Raw genomic sequence first — 16348 nt, 5'->3', positions numbered from 1 at the left:
ATGACGACGGTGAACCGCAAGAAGATCCTGCTCAACGCGTTCAACATGAACTGCGTCGGGCACATCAACCACGGGTTGTGGACGCATCCGCGCGACCGCTCCGCGCACTACACCGATCTCGACTACTGGGCCGATCTCGCGAGGACGCTCGAACGCGGCAAGTTCGACGGGATCTTCCTCGCGGACATCGTCGGCGTGTACGACGTGTTCGGCGGCGGCCCGGACGCCGCGCTGCGCGAATCGGTGCAGGTGCCCGTCAACGATCCGCTGCTGCTCGTGCCCGCGATGGCGCAGGTCACGCAACATCTCGGCTTCGGCGTGACCGCGAACCTGACCTACGAGCCGCCTTACCTGTTCGCGCGCCGCATGTCGACGCTCGACCACCTGACGAAGGGGCGCGTCGGCTGGAACATCGTGACCGGCTATCTCGACAGCGCCGCGCGCGGGATGGGCCTCGCGCAGCAGATCGGCCACGACGACCGCTACGAACGCGCGGACGATTACATGGACGTCGTCTACAAGCTGTGGGAACAGAGCTGGGACGACGACGCGGTGATCCGCGATGCGCACGCGCGCGTGTTCGCGCAGCCGGGCAAGGTGCGGCGCGTGAAGCACGACGGGCCGTTCTATTCGGTCGACGCGATCCACCTGAGCGAGCCGTCGCCGCAGCGCACGCCGGTGCTGTACCAGGCCGGTTCGTCGGCGCGCGGCGTCGAATTCGCGGGGCGGCATGCGGAATGCGTGTTCGTGAACGGGCAGAGCAAGGCCGCCGCGCGCGCGGCCGCGCTCGACATTCGCGCGGCCGCCGCACGGCAGGGGCGCGACCCGGCATCGATCCGGATTTTCGCCGGCGTGAGCGTCGTGACCGCCGAGACCGAACGTCTCGCGCGCGAGAAGTTCGACGAATACCGGCGCTACGCGAGCCCGGAAGCCGGCCTCGCGCATTTCGCGAGCTCGACCGGCATCGACTTCGCGAAGTACGGCCTCGACGAGCCGATCTCGTACGTGAAGACCGACTCGATCCAGTCGGCCGTCGACGCGATCTCGCGCAAGAGCACGACCGGCACGTGGACCGTGCGCCGGATGCTCGAACAGATGTCGCTGGGCGGCCGCTATGCGCCGATCGTCGGTTCGCCGTCGCAGGTCGCGGACGAACTGCAGTCGTGGATCGACGAGACGGGCATCGACGGTTTCAACCTGACGCGCACCGTGATGCCCGAGTCGTTCGAGGATTTCGTCGACTGGGTCGTGCCGGAACTGCAGAACCGCGGCGTCTACAAGGAAGACTACGATCCCGCCCCGACGCTGCGCGAGAAACTGTTCGGCGCCGGCGCGCGGCTGCCGGCCTGGCACACGGGCGCGCGGCACCGGCCCACCGCCGCGCCGGCGACGGAACCCGCGCATCCCGCGCATGCATGAACGTGACGGAGCGAAGCGATGACGCAATTGTTCGATACGCTGGGTTTCATCGAGGCTTCGGCTGCGCGGGCCGGCGCAGGCGCGCACGCACATGGGGCGCTTGACGAAGCGGCCGCACGCGCCGACGGCGCCGCCGTGTCGCTCGCGCACGTCGGCAAGGTGTTCTCGACGCCGCGCGGCCAGGCCGCCGCGCTGCGCGACGTGACGCTCGACGTGCGGCGCGGCGAGGTGTTCGGGATCATCGGCCGCAGCGGCGCCGGCAAGTCGACGCTGCTGCGGCTCGTGAACGGCCTCGAACGGCCGAGTTCGGGCAGCGTGCGCGTGCAGGGCGTCGACGTCGGCGCGCTCGACGAGGACGGGCTCGTCGCGCTGCGGCGTCGCACCGGCATGGTGTTCCAGCATTTCAACCTGCTGTCGGCGAAGACGGTGTTCGAGAACGTCGCGCTGCCGCTGAAGATCGCCGGCGTGCCGAAAGCCGAGCGCACGCGCAAGGCCGAGGCGCTGCTCGACCTCGTCGGGCTCGCCGCGAAGCGCGACGCGTATCCGGCGAGCCTGTCGGGCGGCCAGAAGCAGCGAGTCGGCATCGCGCGGGCGCTGGTGCACGACCCCGAGGTGCTGCTGTGCGACGAGGCGACCTCGGCGCTCGATCCCGAGACGACGCAATCGATCCTCGCGTTGCTCGCCGACATCAACCGCCGCCTCGGGCTGACGATCGTGCTGATCACGCACGAGATGGAAGTGATTCGCGCGGTCTGCGACACGGTCGCGGTGATCGAGCAGGGCGAAGTCGTCGAAACGGGCCCGGTGTGGCGCGTGTTCGGCGATCCGCGCCACGGCGCGACGCGGGCGCTGCTCAGCACGCTCGTGCACGACCTGCCGGCCGAACTGGCCGCGCGCGTGCGGCCGTTGCCCGAGCAGGCCGCGCTGCCCGACGGCGCGCAGGTGGTGCTCGACGTTCGCTATACGGGCGAGAGCGGCGGCGAGCCGGACGTCGGCGCGCTCGCGGCGGCGCTCGGCGGTTCGGTGCGCTTTCTGCACGGCGGGATCGAGCGGATCCAGGGCCATGCGCAGGGGCGTCTCGTGATCGCGGCGTCGCCGCCCGCGGATGACGCGGGGCAGCCGCCGGCACGCGGCGGCGCGGTCGCGGCACTGCTCGAACGCGCACGCCGCCATGCGAACCACGCGGAGGTGCTCGGCTATGTTTGAACTCTGGTGGCCCGAATTGCTCGACGCGATCCGCGACACGCTGTCGATGGTCGCCGCGTCGGCCGCGATCGCCGCGCTAATTGGCATCCCGCTCGCGGTGATTCTCGTGACGACCGCGCCGGGCGGCATCTACGCGCGGCGCGGCGTGAACGCGGTGCTCGGCGCGCTCGTCAACGTGTTCCGCTCGACGCCGTTCATCATCCTGCTCGTCGCGCTGCTGCCGTTCACGCGCGTGCTGATCGGCACGACCATCGGCGTGTGGGCGGCCGTGGTGCCGCTGTCGATCGCCGCGATTCCGTTCTTCGCGCGGATTGCCGAGGTGAGCCTGCGCGAAGTCGATCGCGGGCTGATCGAGGCCGCGCTTGCGATGGGCGCGAAACGTCGCCACATCGTGTGGCACGTGCTGCTGCCGGAGGCGCTGCCCGGCATGCTCGGCGGCTTCACGATCACCGTCGTCGCGCTGATCGGCTCGACCGCGATGGCCGGCGCCGTCGGCGCGGGCGGGCTCGGCGATCTCGCGATCCGCTACGGCTACCAGCGCTTCGACACCACCGTGATGGTGACCGTGATCGTGATCCTGATCGCACTCGTTTCGGCCGTGCAAATCACGGGCGACCGCCTGGTCCGACGCGTGACCCGGCGTACCTGAGCGGCGCCACGAGCGCCGGCTCTTTTCATTGAAGACCCTGAGAGAACCATACCCATGACCTTACCTACCGGCGCGCCGCGCGAATGGAACGGACAATTCGAGGAAGCGCTGTTTCTGGACGTCGCGCGACGCCATCGCCCCGATTTCCCGGACAAGCTGGCGACACCGCCGCGCGAGCCTCGCGATGAAGACGAACGGGCCGCCGTCGCCGACTACTACACGAAGATGGCGTCGCACGACCTGTTCATCGTGCAGGTCGTCGCGAAGGCGATCGATACGCTGTTCCGCGACGACCCGCATTTCCAGCTGATCCTGTCGCGTCAGCTCGGCGACGACGGCGCGCACGCCGTGATCGGTCGCGAACGCGTGACCGAACTGACCGGCCGCGATCCGCTGCCGGAAGTCGAGCGGCTCGTCGCCGCGCACTGGAAACGCATCGGAGACATCGCGGTGCGCGACGTCGCGGGCTTTCTCGCGTTCGAGTGGCATTACGAACTGCACATCCTCGCGAAGCTGTGGATCCAGCGCAAGACCGGCCGCATCGCCGACGGCGCGATGCGCGAGCACGGCGAAAACCGGATTCGACCGGACGAGGAGTGGCATCGCGTGCAGATCGTCCAGTGGTGGTTCGACACGTTGAAGGCGCTGCCGGCCGCCGAGCGCGACGCGCTGATCGATCGCGTGATCGCGGCCGACGAGGAAACGCAGGCACGGCTCGACGGTTATCTGCACGACGAATATGCGCACACCGCGCACGTGTTCGGTGCCGATATCGCCGAATACCGCGCGATCTACGACGACTGGCGGCGCGAGATCCTGTCGCGGCTGACCGGCCGTCGACTCGGCGCGCTGGTGCCGCTGTCGAGCGATGTCGTTGCGCACGCAACCGTTGCACAGGAAGCCGTCGCATGAACGATCCTCGCGGCCCGGCGACGCTGGCGCCGGACTCCGACGCACGCGCGATCGACGCCGATGCGCTGGCGCGTGCGATCGACGCGCTGCGTGCGACGGCCGCCGCGCGCGACCGCGCGGGCGGTCATGCGGCCGACGAGAAGCAGCGGCTCGCCGAAGCGGGCCTGCTGACGCTCGCGGTGCCGCGCGAATTCGGCGGACAGGAGGCCGAGTGGCCGGCGATCTACGACACGATCCGGCGGATCGCGCGCGTCGACAGCGCGCTCGCGCATCTGGTCGGGTTCCAGGTCCTGCAGGTGGTGAGCGTCGACGTGTGGGGCAGTGCGGCGCAGCGCGAACGCTATCTGCGCGGCACGGTCGAGCATCGCTGGTGGTGGGGCAATGCCGTGAACCCGCTCGACACGCGGCTGGTGGCGACCGCGACGCCGGACGGCGGCTACCGGCTCGACGGCGTGAAGGGATTCTGCTCGGGCACGCGCGGCTCGCAGCGGATGACCGTGTCCGCGCACGATCCGGAAACGGGCCGCGCCGTGTTCGGCGTCGTGCCGACCGATCGCGACGGGATCACGGTCAACGAAGACTGGGATCCGGTCGGCCAGCGCCAGACCGACAGCGGCAGCGTGCGCTTCGACGGCGTGACGCTCGCGCCGGACGACGTGCTGCACCGGTCCGAGACGCCGCCGACGCCGCGCGCGACGCTGCGCACGCTGGTGTCGCAGCTCGTGTTGACGAACCTGTTCGTCGGGCTTGCGGAAGGCGCGCTGGCCGAGGCGCGCGAATACGTGCTGGCGCACGGCCGGCCGTGGATTGACTCGGGCGTCGCGCAGGCGAGCGACGATCCCTATACGCTGCAGCGCTTCGGCGACATGCGCGTGCAGGCGGTTGCGGCGGCGTCGCTGGCCGACCGCGCGGCCGTCGCGTTGCAGCGGGCATGGACGCGGCGCGACGCGCTGACGGCTGGCGAACGTGCTGAAGTGGCGCTCGCGGTGTCGGACGCGAAGATCGTCGCGCAGCGCGCGGCGCTCGACAACGGCGAGGCGCTGTTCGATGCGTGCGGCGCGCGCGCGACGGCCGCATCGCTCGGCCTCGACCGCTTCTGGCGCAACGCGCGCACGCATACGCTGCACGATCCGCTCGACTACCGGCTGCGCGACGTCGGCCGGTTCGCGTTGACGGGGGAATTGCCGCAGGCGTCGCTGTATACGTAGCGTCGGCAAGCCGTCCGCCGACGCTACGCAGCCCGGTGTCGCCTACCAGCGATAGCCGACGCCCGCGCCGGCGCCGAACGAGCCGTGGCCCGACACCGCCGTCGTGCGCCGCACCTCGCCATTCCGCATGCCTAGATCGGCAGACGTACCGTCTGCTTGATGCGCTTCAGCGGGATCTCGGTTTCGACGTTGCGTACGCCTTCGATCCGGGTGAGCGTCTCCATCTGAAAGCGCTGGTAATCGTCCAGATCCTTCGCGATGACGCGCAGCAGATAGTCGTAGCTGCCGGCCATCAGATGGCATTCGAGCACCTCGGGCGCCTGCTCCATCTCGCGCGCGAAGCGTTCGACGGTGGTCTTGTCCTGGCGTTCCAGCGTGACGCGCACGAATGCCGTGAATCGCAGCTCGACGGCCGCCGGGTTCAGCAGGGCGACGTATGCGTCGATGACGCCCTGTTCCTCGAGCAGGTGAACGCGGCGCAGGCAGGGCGTGGGCGAGAGGCCGGCCTGCTGCGCGAGCTCGGCATTCGTCTGGTTCGAGTTTCGTTGTAGCGCACGCAAAATGCGCCGATCGATGGCGTCCAGCTTGATTGGCATTTTTGGCTACCAAGAATGTCGATGATGGAGAGTAACTCCAAATCCAGCATCGAAAGTAGCCAATTTCGCAGCCATTCTCCACGGCAACTTGCCGATAATCCGATGACTGCCCGGCCCCGGAGGCGTGTGCGATTCCCGTCCGTCGCGCCCGGTGCCGCTTTCAGGAGAATTCCGATGCCGCACGTAGCCTGGTTGCCGTTCATGGCCACTTCCCTTCTGATCATTCTGACGCCGGGCCAGGACATGGTGCTCGTGATGTCGCGCACGCTATCCGGCGGCACGCGGGCGGGCCTCGTGACCGCGGCGGGCGTCAGCGTCGGGTTGCTCGTGCATACGATGCTCGCGACGCTCGGGCTGGGCGCGCTTCTTCAGGCATCCGAATGGCTGTTCACTGCATTGAAGATGATCGGCGCGCTGTACCTGCTGTACCTCGGCATCACGCTGCTGCGTTCGTCCGGCGAGCTGACGCTCGCGAGCGGTCGCGACGCGCCGGCGTCCGGGTGGCGCACGTTCGCGCAGGGCGCGCTGTCCAACGTGTCGAATCCGAAGGTCGCGCTGTTCTATCTCGCGTTTCTGCCGCAGTTCGTGCCCGCGGGCGCCGCGCATCCGATGGTGTCGCTGTTCGTGCTCGGCACGACGTTTGCCGGCCTGACGTTTCTCGTCAAGGGGCCGGTCGCGCTGTTCGCCGGCCTGCTGTCGACGTCGATCCGGCGTAATCCGCGCATCCTGACCCGCATGCACCGGGTGAGTGGCGCGGTGCTCCTCGGGCTGGGCGTGAAGCTGGCGTTCGAGCGTCGTTGACGATGCTCACCGAGCCGGCAGCGCGTCCGCCAGCGCGCGCATCGCGTCCGCCGTTTCCGGGTTCGCCGGGAAAAACGCCTCGATCGCGAGTTCCGACAGCGTGACGTCGACCGGCGTGCCGAACACCGTCGTCGTGCTGAAGAACGTCAGTTCGCCGGCGGCCGTGCGCAGCCGCAGCGGCACCGCGATGTCCGCATAGTCGGCGCGCGCATGCGTGTCGTCGGGCTGGCCGGCCGGTGCCGGATACGCGGCGAGTTCGTCGCGCAGCGCATGCAGCGTGCGGTCGCCGCTCGCGTCGATCTGCCGTTGCAGCCGGTGCAGGATATGCGCGCGCCATTCGTGCCAGTTGACGATCTGCGGCGCGAGGCCGTCAGGATGCAAACTCAGGCGCAGCACGTTGACGGGCGGCCGCAGGAGCGCCGGATCGGCCTGCACGACCAGCGCGCCGAGCATCCGGTTCGCGGCGAGCAGCGTCCAGTGGCGATCCACCGCGAGTGCCGGGTAGGGCTCGTGGCCGCGCAGCACGGCTTCGACCGCGTGGCGCGCCGCATCGAGCTGCGGATCGGAGAAGGGCCGTTCGCGAAACAGCGGCGCATAGCCGGCCGCGACGAGCAGCGCGTTGCGCTCGCGCAGCGGCACGTCGAGGCGCTCCGCGAGATGCAGCACCATCTCCCGGCTCGGCTGCGCGCGCCCCGATTCGACGAAGCTCAGGTGCCGCGCGGACACCTCGGCCTCCAGCGCGAGGGCCATCTGGCTCAGGCGCCGGCGTTGACGCCAGGTGCGCAGCAGCGAGCCGATGCCGGACGCGCGGCCGGCGGACGGGGGGAGCGATTGAAGGGCGGCGGTCGAGTTCATGACGAGGATGATAGGCAATCCCGCGCGCATCGGGCATTACCTGCGAGGTAAGCATTCCAGATCGATGTGCATCGGGTGTGCATCGCCGACTCCGCCCGCCTCCGCTCGAGGCGCCCTTCCGCCCCCGCATTTCGATCCCGGATGCGCACCGACGCTGCGTTACCATAGCCCTCGTGCCACCTGAGAGGCGGCACCGGACCCGCGACCACCACACCCGGGCCGGATGCCGCGCACATTCACAACAAGGCATTCCAGGGGAATCCAACAATGAAAAAAATCGCCGTCCGCGTCGCCAGCGTGGCGATGCTTGCGCTCGCCGCAACCGGCGGCCATGCGCAGACCGAAGCCGCGCAGGTCGAAATGAGGGCCGCCGCCGCGGCCGCCAACAAGGTCGTCGTGAAGGGGCCGGCCGATATCGACGTCAAGCACGAAGCCGTGCTGAAGCTGAAGGAAGGCGAATCGTTCGTGCCGGCCGCCGAAGCCGGCCGCTACCTGCGCTCGATGGGCAACTCGATCGACGAATCGAAGCTGGTCGGCCTCGTGCTGCCCGAGGACCCGAACGCCGACTGGATCTCGGTCGTGTCGTTCGAGCCGAGCGGCTACATCCGCGACGACGACGCGAAGGACTGGAGACCCGACGAATTGCTGAAGAGCCTGCAGGCCGGCACCGAGGAAAACAACCCGGCGCGCAAGGAGCGCGGGCTGCCCGAGACCGAGGTGGTCGGCTGGGCGCAGGCGCCCGCGTACGACGCCGCCACGCACCGGCTCGTGTGGTCCGCGATCATCCGCGACAAGGGGGCGGCCGCGAACGCGGAGAGCGACGGCGTGAATTACCGGACGCTCGTGCTCGGCCGTGACGGCTACCTGTCGCTGACGATGGCGTCGACGCTCGCCGATCTGCCGAAGTACAAGGCTTCGGCCGACGACCTGCTCGCGAACATCCGCTTCAACGACGGCAAGCGCTATGCCGATTTCAACAAGTCGACCGACCACGTCGCCGAGTACGGGCTCGCGGCGCTGATCGTCGGCGTCGGCGCGAAGAAACTCGGGCTGCTCGCGCTGATCGGCGCGTTTGCCGTGAAGTTCTTCAAGATCGGCGCGGTCGCGTTGCTGGCGGGCGGCGCGGCGCTGAAGCGCTTCTTCGGGCGCAAGCCGAAGCCGGCGGCCGTGCCGGTCGTCGCCGATGCAACCGACGCAGCCGCCGTGTCCGGCACGGAGCGCAAGGAATGACCAAGCTGCTGCTGCTGATCTTCGGCGGCCTGAAGCTCGGCAAGGTGCTCATGTCGGCGGGCACCATGCTGGCGTCGATCGCGGTCTACGCGCTGTTTTACGGGTGGCGCTTCGCGGCCGGTTTCGTCGCGCTGCTGCTGGTCCACGAAGCCGGCCACTACGTGGCCGCGCAGCGGCGCGGGCTCGACGTCGGGCTGCCGACGTTCATTCCGTTCGTCGGCGCGTGGATCCAGCTGAAGGAGATGCCGCACGACGCCGAAACCGAAGCGTACGTCGGGTTGGCCGGGCCGTTCGTCGGCACGCTTGGCGCGCTGGCCTGCTACGCGGCCGCGCGGCACTACGACAGCAACCTGCTGCTCGCGCTCGCCTATACGGGCTTCTTCCTGAACCTGTTCAACATGATTCCGCTGTCGCCGTTCGACGGCGGGCGCATCACGGCGGTGCTGTCGCCGCGCATCTGGTTCGCGGGCGTGCCCGTGCTGATCGCGCTGTTCGCGTACCGGCCGAGCCCGCTCCTGATCGTGATGGCGATCCTCGCGTTGCCGCAGTTGAAGCGCGCCTGGCGTTACGATCCCGACGCGCCGGAGAACCGCGCGTACTACACGACGTCGGTCGAGACGAAAACGACTTACGCGCTTTTCTACGTCGGCCTGCTCGCGTTTCTCGCACTGATGACGTCCGGCGTGCACGACATGCTGCGCGTCGCGCATTCGGCGGCCTGAGCGATGTAAAAACGGCGGCCGCTCATGCGCGGCCGCCGTCGTCTTTGCCAGCCGCTCGGCAATTGCGCGAGCACGTATGCCTAGTTGAACGCCGCGACGGCGAACAGCATCGCCACGATCCAGTAGCGCACGACGGTGCGGCGGGCGGTGCGCGCGAGATCGATCGGAAGATCGCGAGGGGGATGTTTGATTGGACACTTCAACGTACGTCGTCGTATGACATGACAAAAAGTTCATGAGGCCTCGCCGAACCCGAAACTTCGGGTTTTCCCTTGGCGAAGCGGCGTGAAATGGCCAACATTTGGGCAAAGCCCGAAGGGATAAGGGTTTCGCGCAGAGTGTGGCAGGATCGACGATCGGCGCGAATCCTGAAATCGTGTCGGCAGACATCGTATCTGTTGAGCTACAATCAACCAATCATTACCGAAACACGGAGCACACCCCATGCAACTGACTGGAGAGATGCTGATCGGCGCCGATGCGGTGGCCGGCTCGGCCGGTACCCTGCACGCGTTCGACCCGACGAAGGGCGCGCCGATCGATGCGCCGGCCTTCGGCGTCGCGACGCAGGCGGACGTCGACCGCGCGTGCGAGCTTGCGCGCGACGCGTTCGACGCGTACCGCGCGCAGCCGCTGGCGGCCCGCGCGGCGTTTCTCGAAACGATCGCCGACGAAATCGTCGCGCTCGGCGACGCGCTGATCGAGCGCGCACACGCCGAAACGGGCCTGCCCGTCGCGCGGCTGCAGGGCGAGCGCGGCCGCACCGTCGGCCAGCTCCGGCTGTTCGCGCGCGTCGTGCGCGACGGACGCTTCCTCGCCGCGTCGATCGATCCCGCGCAGCCCGCGCGCACGCCGCTGCCGCGCTCGGACCTGCGGCTGCAGAAGGTCGGGCTCGGGCCCGTCGCGGTGTTCGGCGCGAGCAACTTCCCGCTCGCGTTCTCGGTGGCCGGCGGCGATACCGCGTCGGCACTCGCGGCCGGCTGCCCGGTGATCGTGAAGGCCCATGAGGCGCACCTCGGCACGTCCGAGCTGGTCGGCCGCGCGATCCGCGCCGCGGTCGCGAAATGCGGGATGCCGGCCGGCGTGTTCTCGCTGCTGATCGGCCCCGGCCGCGTGACCGGCGCGGCGCTCGTCAGCCATCCGGCGGTGCAGGCCGTCGGCTTCACCGGCTCGCGGCAGGGCGGCATGGCGCTCGTGCAGCTCGCGAACGCCCGCCCGCAGCCGATTCCCGTCTATGCGGAAATGAGCAGCATCAACCCGGTCGTGCTGTTCCCGGCCGCGCTGGCCGCGCGCGGCGACGCGATCGCGACCGGCTTCGTCGATTCGCTGACGCTCGGCACCGGCCAGTTCTGCACGAATCCGGGCCTCGTGCTGGCGGTCGATGGCCCCGATCTCGACCGCTTCGAGTCCGTCGCGGCGCAGGCGCTCGCGAAGAAACCGGCCGGCGTGATGCTGACGAGCGGCATCGCCGACGCATATCGCAATGGCCGCGGCAAGCTGGCCGAACTGCCGGGCGTGCGCGAAGTCGGCGTGGGCGAGGCGGCGCAGACCGAATGCCAGGCAGGCGGCGCGCTGTACGAAGTCGCGGCGCCGGCGTTCCTGGCCGAGCCGGCGTTCGGCCACGAAGTGTTCGGGCCGGCATCGCTGATCGTGCGTTGCCGTGATCTCGACGAAGTCGCACGCGTGCTCGACGCACTCGAGGGCCAGCTGACGGCCACGCTCCAGATGGACGCCGACGACAAGCCGCTCGCGCGCCGCCTGCTGCCGATCCTCGAACGCAAGGCCGGGCGCCTGCTCGTCAACGGCTACCCGACCGGCGTCGAAGTGTGCGACGCGATGGTGCACGGCGGGCCGTTCCCGGCGACGTCGAACCCGGCGGTCACGTCGGTCGGCGCGACCGCGATCGACCGTTTCCTGCGGCCGGTGTGCTATCAGGACTTCCCGGACGACCTGCTGCCCGAAGGGCTGCAGGAAAGCAATCCGCTCGGCGTTCCGCGGCTGCGGGACGGAAAGGCGGAGTGACGGTGCGGCGGCGCGGCGCGAAGCCGGGCCGCTTGCTGAACGACTGAAAGCGGGGGCGGCCGGCGGGCTGCCTCCGCTTTTTTCATGATGGCTTCCGCGTCGCCGGAATTTCTCCTACAGTAGCGGGGCCTCGGGCCGCCCGGCCCGCAGGCGAGCCTGAGAGACCACAAAATTCCAAGAGGGAACCATCCGATGAACATCAGCAAGCGCGGCGACCACCTGTTCGCCGCCGGATTGTGGAAGGCGATCGGCGACGTCGCGCATTCGGTGCGCAGCCGGATCGGCCAGTACAGCGAAGGGCGCGTGCTCGCGAATGCGCTGCTGGAATTCCAGCGCGACCTGGGCGGCAGCGAATTCGACGTGACCATCAACCAGGGGCGGCCCGTCACGGGCTCCGATGCGCATTCGCTCATGTTCGGCCTCGCCGTGCGACGTTTCCGGCAGGACATGGAAGCGCTGGTGTTCGCGCTCGAGCATCGCCGCAACATCGACGACCGCGACCAGAGCCTGCGCACCGAAGCGCTGATGCAGGCCAACAGCGCGCTTCTGACCGCGAAGCAGTCGGCGACGATCACGGTCGGCCGGTTCTTCGACGCGGTCGTCGATCGCGACGTGCTGGGGCAGATTCTCGGCGACGGGTCGAACGCACGCGTGCGGACGGGCGCGCAAGGGCAGATCGAGGCGACCCGGATCAAGCTCGGCAACGTGCGTCACCGGATCATCGGCGTCATCGCGCAGATGTGACCGCGCGCATCGCGGCGGGATGCGTGGCATGGCCGCCGCTGCAAACGACCGCGGCCGGCAGGCGCCGGCCGCGATGCAACACAGGCAACGAGCCGGCCGCGGTGCCGTCGAAGGCGCCGCGCCGGCCGTATCCGCTTACTGCGGGCCCATCTTCCTGATCAGCACGTCCAGTTCGGCCATTTCGGCGTCGGTGAGGTCGACGAGCGGCGCGCGCACCGGGCCCGCGTCGTGGCCGACGAGCTTCGCGCCTGCCTTCACGATGCTGACCGCGTAGCCCGCGCGACGATTGCGGATCTTCAGGTACGGCAGGAAGAATTCGTCGATCAGGCGGCCGACCGTTGCGTGGTCGTCCTTCGCGATCGCTTCGTAGAACGCCATCGCCGTCTTCGGGATGAAGTTGAATACGGCCGACGAGTACACCGGCACGCCGAGCGCCTTGTACGCGGCCGCATAGACTTCGGCCGTCGGCAGGCCGCCGAGGTACGCGAAGCGGTCGCCGAGGCGGCGGCGGATCGTGACCATGCTCTCGATTTCGCCGACGCCGTCCTTGAAGCCGATCAGGTTCGGGCAGCGGTCGGCGAGGCGCTCGAGCATGTCTGCGTTCAGCTTCGAATTCGCGCGGTTGTACACCACGACGCCGATCTTCAGCGCGCGGCACACCTGCTCGACGTGTTCGGCGATGCCTTCCTGGCTGGCTTCGGTCAGGTAGTGCGGCATCAGCAGCACGCCGCTCGCGCCGAGGCGCTCGGCTTCCTGCGCATATTCGATCGCGACGCGTGTCCCGCCGCCGGCGCCGGCCAGGATCGGCACCTTGCCCTTGCAGGTTTCCGTCGCGACGCGGATCACGTCCGAATACTCGCGCTGCGTGAGCGAGAAGAATTCACCGGTGCCGCCGGCCGCGAACAGCGCGGTCGCGCCATACGGCGCCAGCCATTCCAGACGCTCGGCATAGGTGGTCGGGCGGAAGCTGCCGTCCGCGTCGAAGTCCGTCAGCGGAAACGACAGCAGGCCGTGGGAGATGATCTGTTTGAGTTCTTGCGGTGAGGTCATGGTTGGGTCGTCCGTCTAGCGCGAGGGCTGGGTTCGTCGGGTACGCCATCCGAGCCATATTGGCGATGTCGTTGTATGTCATCGTACAACGCAGGAAAGCGCAGCGCAAGCGGTTTGCCGGCGGGTAAAGGGTAGGGTCTTTCCGGATAAGGGTTTACGCAGCATCGCGGGTTGACGTCGAATGTCATATGATGACTAACGATTTGGCTGATAGCCTCCCAGGAATTCCAATGACTGCTTCCCCCCTTTATATCCGCGTGCACCCGGACGACAACGTCGCGATCGTCGTCAACGACGGCGGCTTGCCCGAGGGCGCGACGTTCGCCGACGGCCTGACGCTGCGCGAAGGCGTGCCGCAAGGGCACAAGGTCGCGCTGGTCGACCTCGCGGCCGGCGACCCGATCGTCCGCTACAACGTCGTGATCGGCTACGCGCTCACCGAGCTGCGCCGCGGCAGTTGGGTCAACGAGCGCACGATGCGCATGCCCGAGCCGCCGGGGCTCGACGACCTGCCGCTCGCCACGCGCGCCGCGCCGCCGCTGGCGCCGCTCGAAGGCTATACGTTCGAGGGCTTTCGCAATCCCGACGGGTCGGTCGGCACGCGCAACATCCTCGCGATCACGACGACCGTGCAGTGCGTGTCGGGCGTCGTCGAGCATGCGGTGAAGCGGATCAAGGACGAACTGCTGCCGCGTTACCCGAATGTCGACGACGTGGTCGGGCTCGAGCACACGTATGGCTGCGGCGTCGCGATCGATGCGCCCGATGCCGACATCCCGATCCGCACGCTGCGCAACATCAGCCTGAACCCGAACTTCGGCGGCGAGGTGATGACGGTGAGCCTCGGCTGCGAGAAGCTGCAGCCCGAGCGCCTGCTGCCGCCCGGCGCGATTCCGCTGGCGGCCGACGGCGCGACGGACAACGGCGGCGTCGTGTGCCTGCAGGACGCCGCGCACGTCGGCTTCAACTCGATGATCGACTCGATCATGACGATGGCCGAATCGCATCTCGAGCGGCTGAACCGCCGCCGTCGCGAGACCTGTCCGGCGTCGGATCTCGTCGTCGGCGTGCAGTGCGGCGGCAGCGATGCGTTCTCGGGGCTGACCGCGAACCCGGCGGTCGGCTTCGCGGCCGACCTGCTCGTGCGCGCGGGCGCGACGATCATGTTCTCGGAAGTGACCGAAGTGCGCGACGGCGTCGCGCAGCTCACGTCGCGCGCGGCGAACGAGGACGTCGCCCGCGAGATCATCCGCGAGATGGACTGGTACGACCGCTACCTGCAGCGCGGCCGCGTCGATCGCAGCGCGAACACGACGCCCGGCAACAAGAAGGGCGGCCTGTCGAACATCGTCGAGAAGGCGATGGGTTCGATCGTGAAGTCGGGCAGCGCGCCGATCGCCGGCGTCGTGCGTCCCGGCGATCGGGCGCGGCAGAAGGGGTTGCTGTACGCGGCGACGCCCGCGAGCGATTTCATCTGCGGCACGCTGCAGCTCGCGGCGGGGATGAACCTGCACGTTTTCACGACCGGCCGCGGCACGCCGTACGGCCTCGCGCAGGTGCCGGTGATCAAGGTCGCGACGCGCAGCGATCTCGCGCGGCGCTGGCACGACCTGATGGATCTCGACGCGGGGCAGATCGCGACCGGCGCGGCCTCGATCGAGGACGTGGGCTGGGAGCTGTTCCGGCTGATGCTCGACGTCGCGAGCGGCAAGCGCCGCACGTGGGCCGAGCAATGGAAGCTCGCGAATGCGCTGACGCTGTTCAATCCGGCGCCGGTGACCTGACGCGCGCGATTGCAACGGCAGACGATGCGGGCGCCTTCGGGCGCCCGTTTTTGATTGCGGCGACGCGATTTCCTTACCTCGAACGTAATCGACCGCCGATGCGAGGCCGGCGACGATGGCGGCACGCGAACACGAAACGTCCGCGGCGCTGTCCTCCCTTCATCCAGACCAGGAGCCTCGCATGAACACCGCCCAAACCGTTCAGTCCGCACACGCCGACCTGATCGACCGCTATTTCGACGCGTGGAACGAGCCCGACGTCGCGCGCCGGCGCGCGCTGATCGATGCGACCTACGCGAGCGACGCGGCCTATCGCGATCCGCTGATGGCCGGCGACGGCCACGCGGGCATCGACACGATGATCGCCGCGGTGCAGGCGCGCTTCCCCGCGTTCCGATTCCGCCGCACGACCGACGTCGACGGATTCGGCCAGCATCTGCGCTTCTCGTGGGCGCTCGTGTCGCCCGACGGCGCGGCGATCGTGAAGGGTTCGGATTTCGGCACCGTCGATGCGTCGGGCCGCCTGAAGTCGGTCACGGGTTTCATCGACGAAATGCCGGGCGCGGCGTCGTGACGTGAGCGATGCATGCCCCGCGGCCGCCGGGATCGGGTAACTTATGCCATTCGTTCCCGATCCCGGAGACTTGCCCACATGCTGAAGAATCTCGATCCTCTGCTGCACGCCGACATCCTGCACACGCTGCGCGCGATGGGCCACGGAGATGAAGTGGCGATTTGCGATGCGAATTTTCCGGCGGAATCCGTCGCCGAGCACACGGTGGTCGGCCGCGCACTGCGCATCGACGGCGCCGACTCGGCGCGCGTCGCGCGCGCGGTGCTGTCCGTGTTGCCGCTCGATACGTTCGTCGAGACGCCGGCGTGGCGGATGGAAGTGGTCGGCGACCCGGCCGCGGTGCCGCCCGTGCAGCGCGAAGTGCAGGCGGAAATCGATCGCGCGGAAGGGCGCGCCGTGCCGCTCGTGGGCGTCGATCGATTCGCGTTCTACGAGCGTGCGCAGCAGGCGTATGCGGTGATCGTCACCGGCGAGCTGCGCGGCTACGGCTGCTTCCTGTTCAAGAAGGGCGTGCTGCTGAGCGACGCCGGTTAAGGCTCGTTCCCTTTATTCGAGGCGGCGGCCGGGCGTCGTTCT

16 protein-coding genes and 1 pseudogene are annotated in these 16348 nt (G+C 68.8%); 13 read left to right on the top strand and 4 right to left on the bottom strand.

Features of this window, described 5'->3' with window-relative positions:
- Genes ACV22V_RS28770 through ACV22V_RS28750 form a run of 5 tightly spaced genes read left to right on the top strand, consistent with a single transcriptional unit; the run spans position 1 to position 5394 of the window.
- Positions 1–1419 carry an LLM class flavin-dependent oxidoreductase gene (locus tag ACV22V_RS28770; protein WP_448016200.1) on the top strand — a complete coding sequence of 473 codons (1419 nt, stop codon included), beginning with the start codon at positions 1–3 and terminating at the stop codon, positions 1417–1419.
- 18 nt (positions 1420–1437) lie between these two features.
- Entirely contained in the window at positions 1438–2625 is a 1188-nt protein-coding gene (locus ACV22V_RS28765; RefSeq protein WP_448016199.1) for a methionine ABC transporter ATP-binding protein, read from the top strand.
- Entirely contained in the window at positions 2618–3274 is a 657-nt protein-coding gene (locus tag ACV22V_RS28760) for a methionine ABC transporter permease (RefSeq protein WP_047902352.1), read from the top strand. Before ACV22V_RS28765 ends, ACV22V_RS28760 begins: the two co-directional genes overlap by 8 nt.
- 54 nt (positions 3275–3328) lie before the next feature.
- On the top strand, positions 3329–4186 hold the full coding sequence (locus ACV22V_RS28755) for a hypothetical protein (RefSeq protein WP_448016197.1): 858 nt from the start codon (positions 3329–3331) through the stop codon (positions 4184–4186).
- On the top strand, positions 4183–5394 hold the full coding sequence (locus ACV22V_RS28750) for an acyl-CoA dehydrogenase family protein (RefSeq protein WP_448016196.1): 1212 nt from the start codon (positions 4183–4185) through the stop codon (positions 5392–5394). The genes ACV22V_RS28755 and ACV22V_RS28750 overlap by 4 nt, the downstream gene beginning before the upstream one ends.
- 131 nt (positions 5395–5525) lie before the next feature.
- On the opposite strand, the gene ACV22V_RS28745 is transcribed toward ACV22V_RS28750, so the two are convergent.
- Positions 5526–5990: an Lrp/AsnC family transcriptional regulator gene (locus ACV22V_RS28745; RefSeq protein WP_082721818.1), complete on the bottom strand. Its 465-nt coding sequence runs from the start codon at positions 5988–5990 to the stop codon at positions 5526–5528.
- Positions 5991–6164: 174 nt separating this feature from the next.
- On the opposite strand from ACV22V_RS28745, the gene ACV22V_RS28740 reads away from it, so the two are divergent.
- Positions 6165–6791 carry a LysE family translocator gene (locus ACV22V_RS28740; protein ID WP_448016195.1) on the top strand — a complete coding sequence of 209 codons (627 nt, stop codon included), beginning with the start codon at positions 6165–6167 and terminating at the stop codon, positions 6789–6791.
- Between the two features lie 6 nt (positions 6792–6797).
- Here the strand turns inward: ACV22V_RS28740 and ACV22V_RS28735 are convergent, their stop codons facing one another.
- Positions 6798–7646, bottom strand: a complete 849-nt coding sequence (locus tag ACV22V_RS28735; RefSeq protein ID WP_448016194.1) for a helix-turn-helix domain-containing protein — start codon at positions 7644–7646, stop codon at positions 6798–6800.
- Positions 7647–7913: 267 nt separating this feature from the next.
- Between ACV22V_RS28735 and ACV22V_RS28730 the strand changes: the two genes are divergently transcribed.
- Both ACV22V_RS28730 and ACV22V_RS28725 read left to right on the top strand, forming a co-directional pair.
- On the top strand, positions 7914–8876 hold the full coding sequence (locus ACV22V_RS28730) for a DUF2167 domain-containing protein (RefSeq protein ID WP_448016193.1): 963 nt from the start codon (positions 7914–7916) through the stop codon (positions 8874–8876).
- Entirely contained in the window at positions 8873–9598 is a 726-nt protein-coding gene (locus ACV22V_RS28725; protein WP_059508586.1) for a site-2 protease family protein, read from the top strand. The genes ACV22V_RS28730 and ACV22V_RS28725 overlap by 4 nt, the downstream gene beginning before the upstream one ends.
- Here ACV22V_RS28725 and ACV22V_RS28720 read toward each other — a convergent pair.
- Positions 9598–9796: pseudogene (locus ACV22V_RS28720) on the bottom strand (MFS transporter); the annotation flags it as partial. The gene ACV22V_RS28725 and the pseudogene ACV22V_RS28720 sit on opposite strands and share 1 nt — an antisense overlap.
- Before the next feature lie 246 nt (positions 9797–10042).
- Between ACV22V_RS28720 and ACV22V_RS28715 the strand changes: the two are divergent.
- Positions 10043–11620 carry an aldehyde dehydrogenase (NADP(+)) gene (locus ACV22V_RS28715; protein ID WP_321848658.1) on the top strand — a complete coding sequence of 526 codons (1578 nt, stop codon included), beginning with the start codon at positions 10043–10045 and terminating at the stop codon, positions 11618–11620.
- A 192-nt stretch (positions 11621–11812) separates the two neighbouring features.
- Positions 11813–12364 carry a hypothetical protein gene (locus ACV22V_RS28710; RefSeq protein WP_448016192.1) on the top strand — a complete coding sequence of 184 codons (552 nt, stop codon included), beginning with the start codon at positions 11813–11815 and terminating at the stop codon, positions 12362–12364.
- Between the two features lie 135 nt (positions 12365–12499).
- Here the strand turns inward: ACV22V_RS28710 and kdgD are convergent, their stop codons facing one another.
- Positions 12500–13414: a 5-dehydro-4-deoxyglucarate dehydratase gene (gene kdgD / locus ACV22V_RS28705; RefSeq protein ID WP_059528402.1), complete on the bottom strand. Its 915-nt coding sequence runs from the start codon at positions 13412–13414 to the stop codon at positions 12500–12502.
- A gap of 230 nt (positions 13415–13644) precedes the next feature.
- Here kdgD and garD point away from each other — a divergent pair, with 230 nt between their 5' ends.
- From garD to ACV22V_RS28690, 3 genes are all read left to right on the top strand, one after another.
- Positions 13645–15198 carry a galactarate dehydratase gene (gene garD, locus ACV22V_RS28700; protein WP_059692295.1) on the top strand — a complete coding sequence of 518 codons (1554 nt, stop codon included), beginning with the start codon at positions 13645–13647 and terminating at the stop codon, positions 15196–15198.
- Positions 15199–15379: 181 nt separating this feature from the next.
- Positions 15380–15772: a nuclear transport factor 2 family protein gene (locus ACV22V_RS28695; RefSeq protein WP_322039488.1), complete on the top strand. Its 393-nt coding sequence runs from the start codon at positions 15380–15382 to the stop codon at positions 15770–15772.
- A gap of 78 nt (positions 15773–15850) precedes the next feature.
- A complete protein-coding gene (locus tag ACV22V_RS28690; protein WP_059528393.1) occupies positions 15851–16306 on the top strand; it encodes an RbsD/FucU family protein in 456 nt (151 codons plus the stop codon).
- The last annotated feature ends 42 nt before the right edge of the window (positions 16307–16348 follow it).

The organism is Burkholderia sp. AW33-5 (assembly GCF_053427615.1).
Note: the sequence above shows the minus strand (reverse complement) of the source record. Positions and strands in the feature narration are given on the sequence as shown.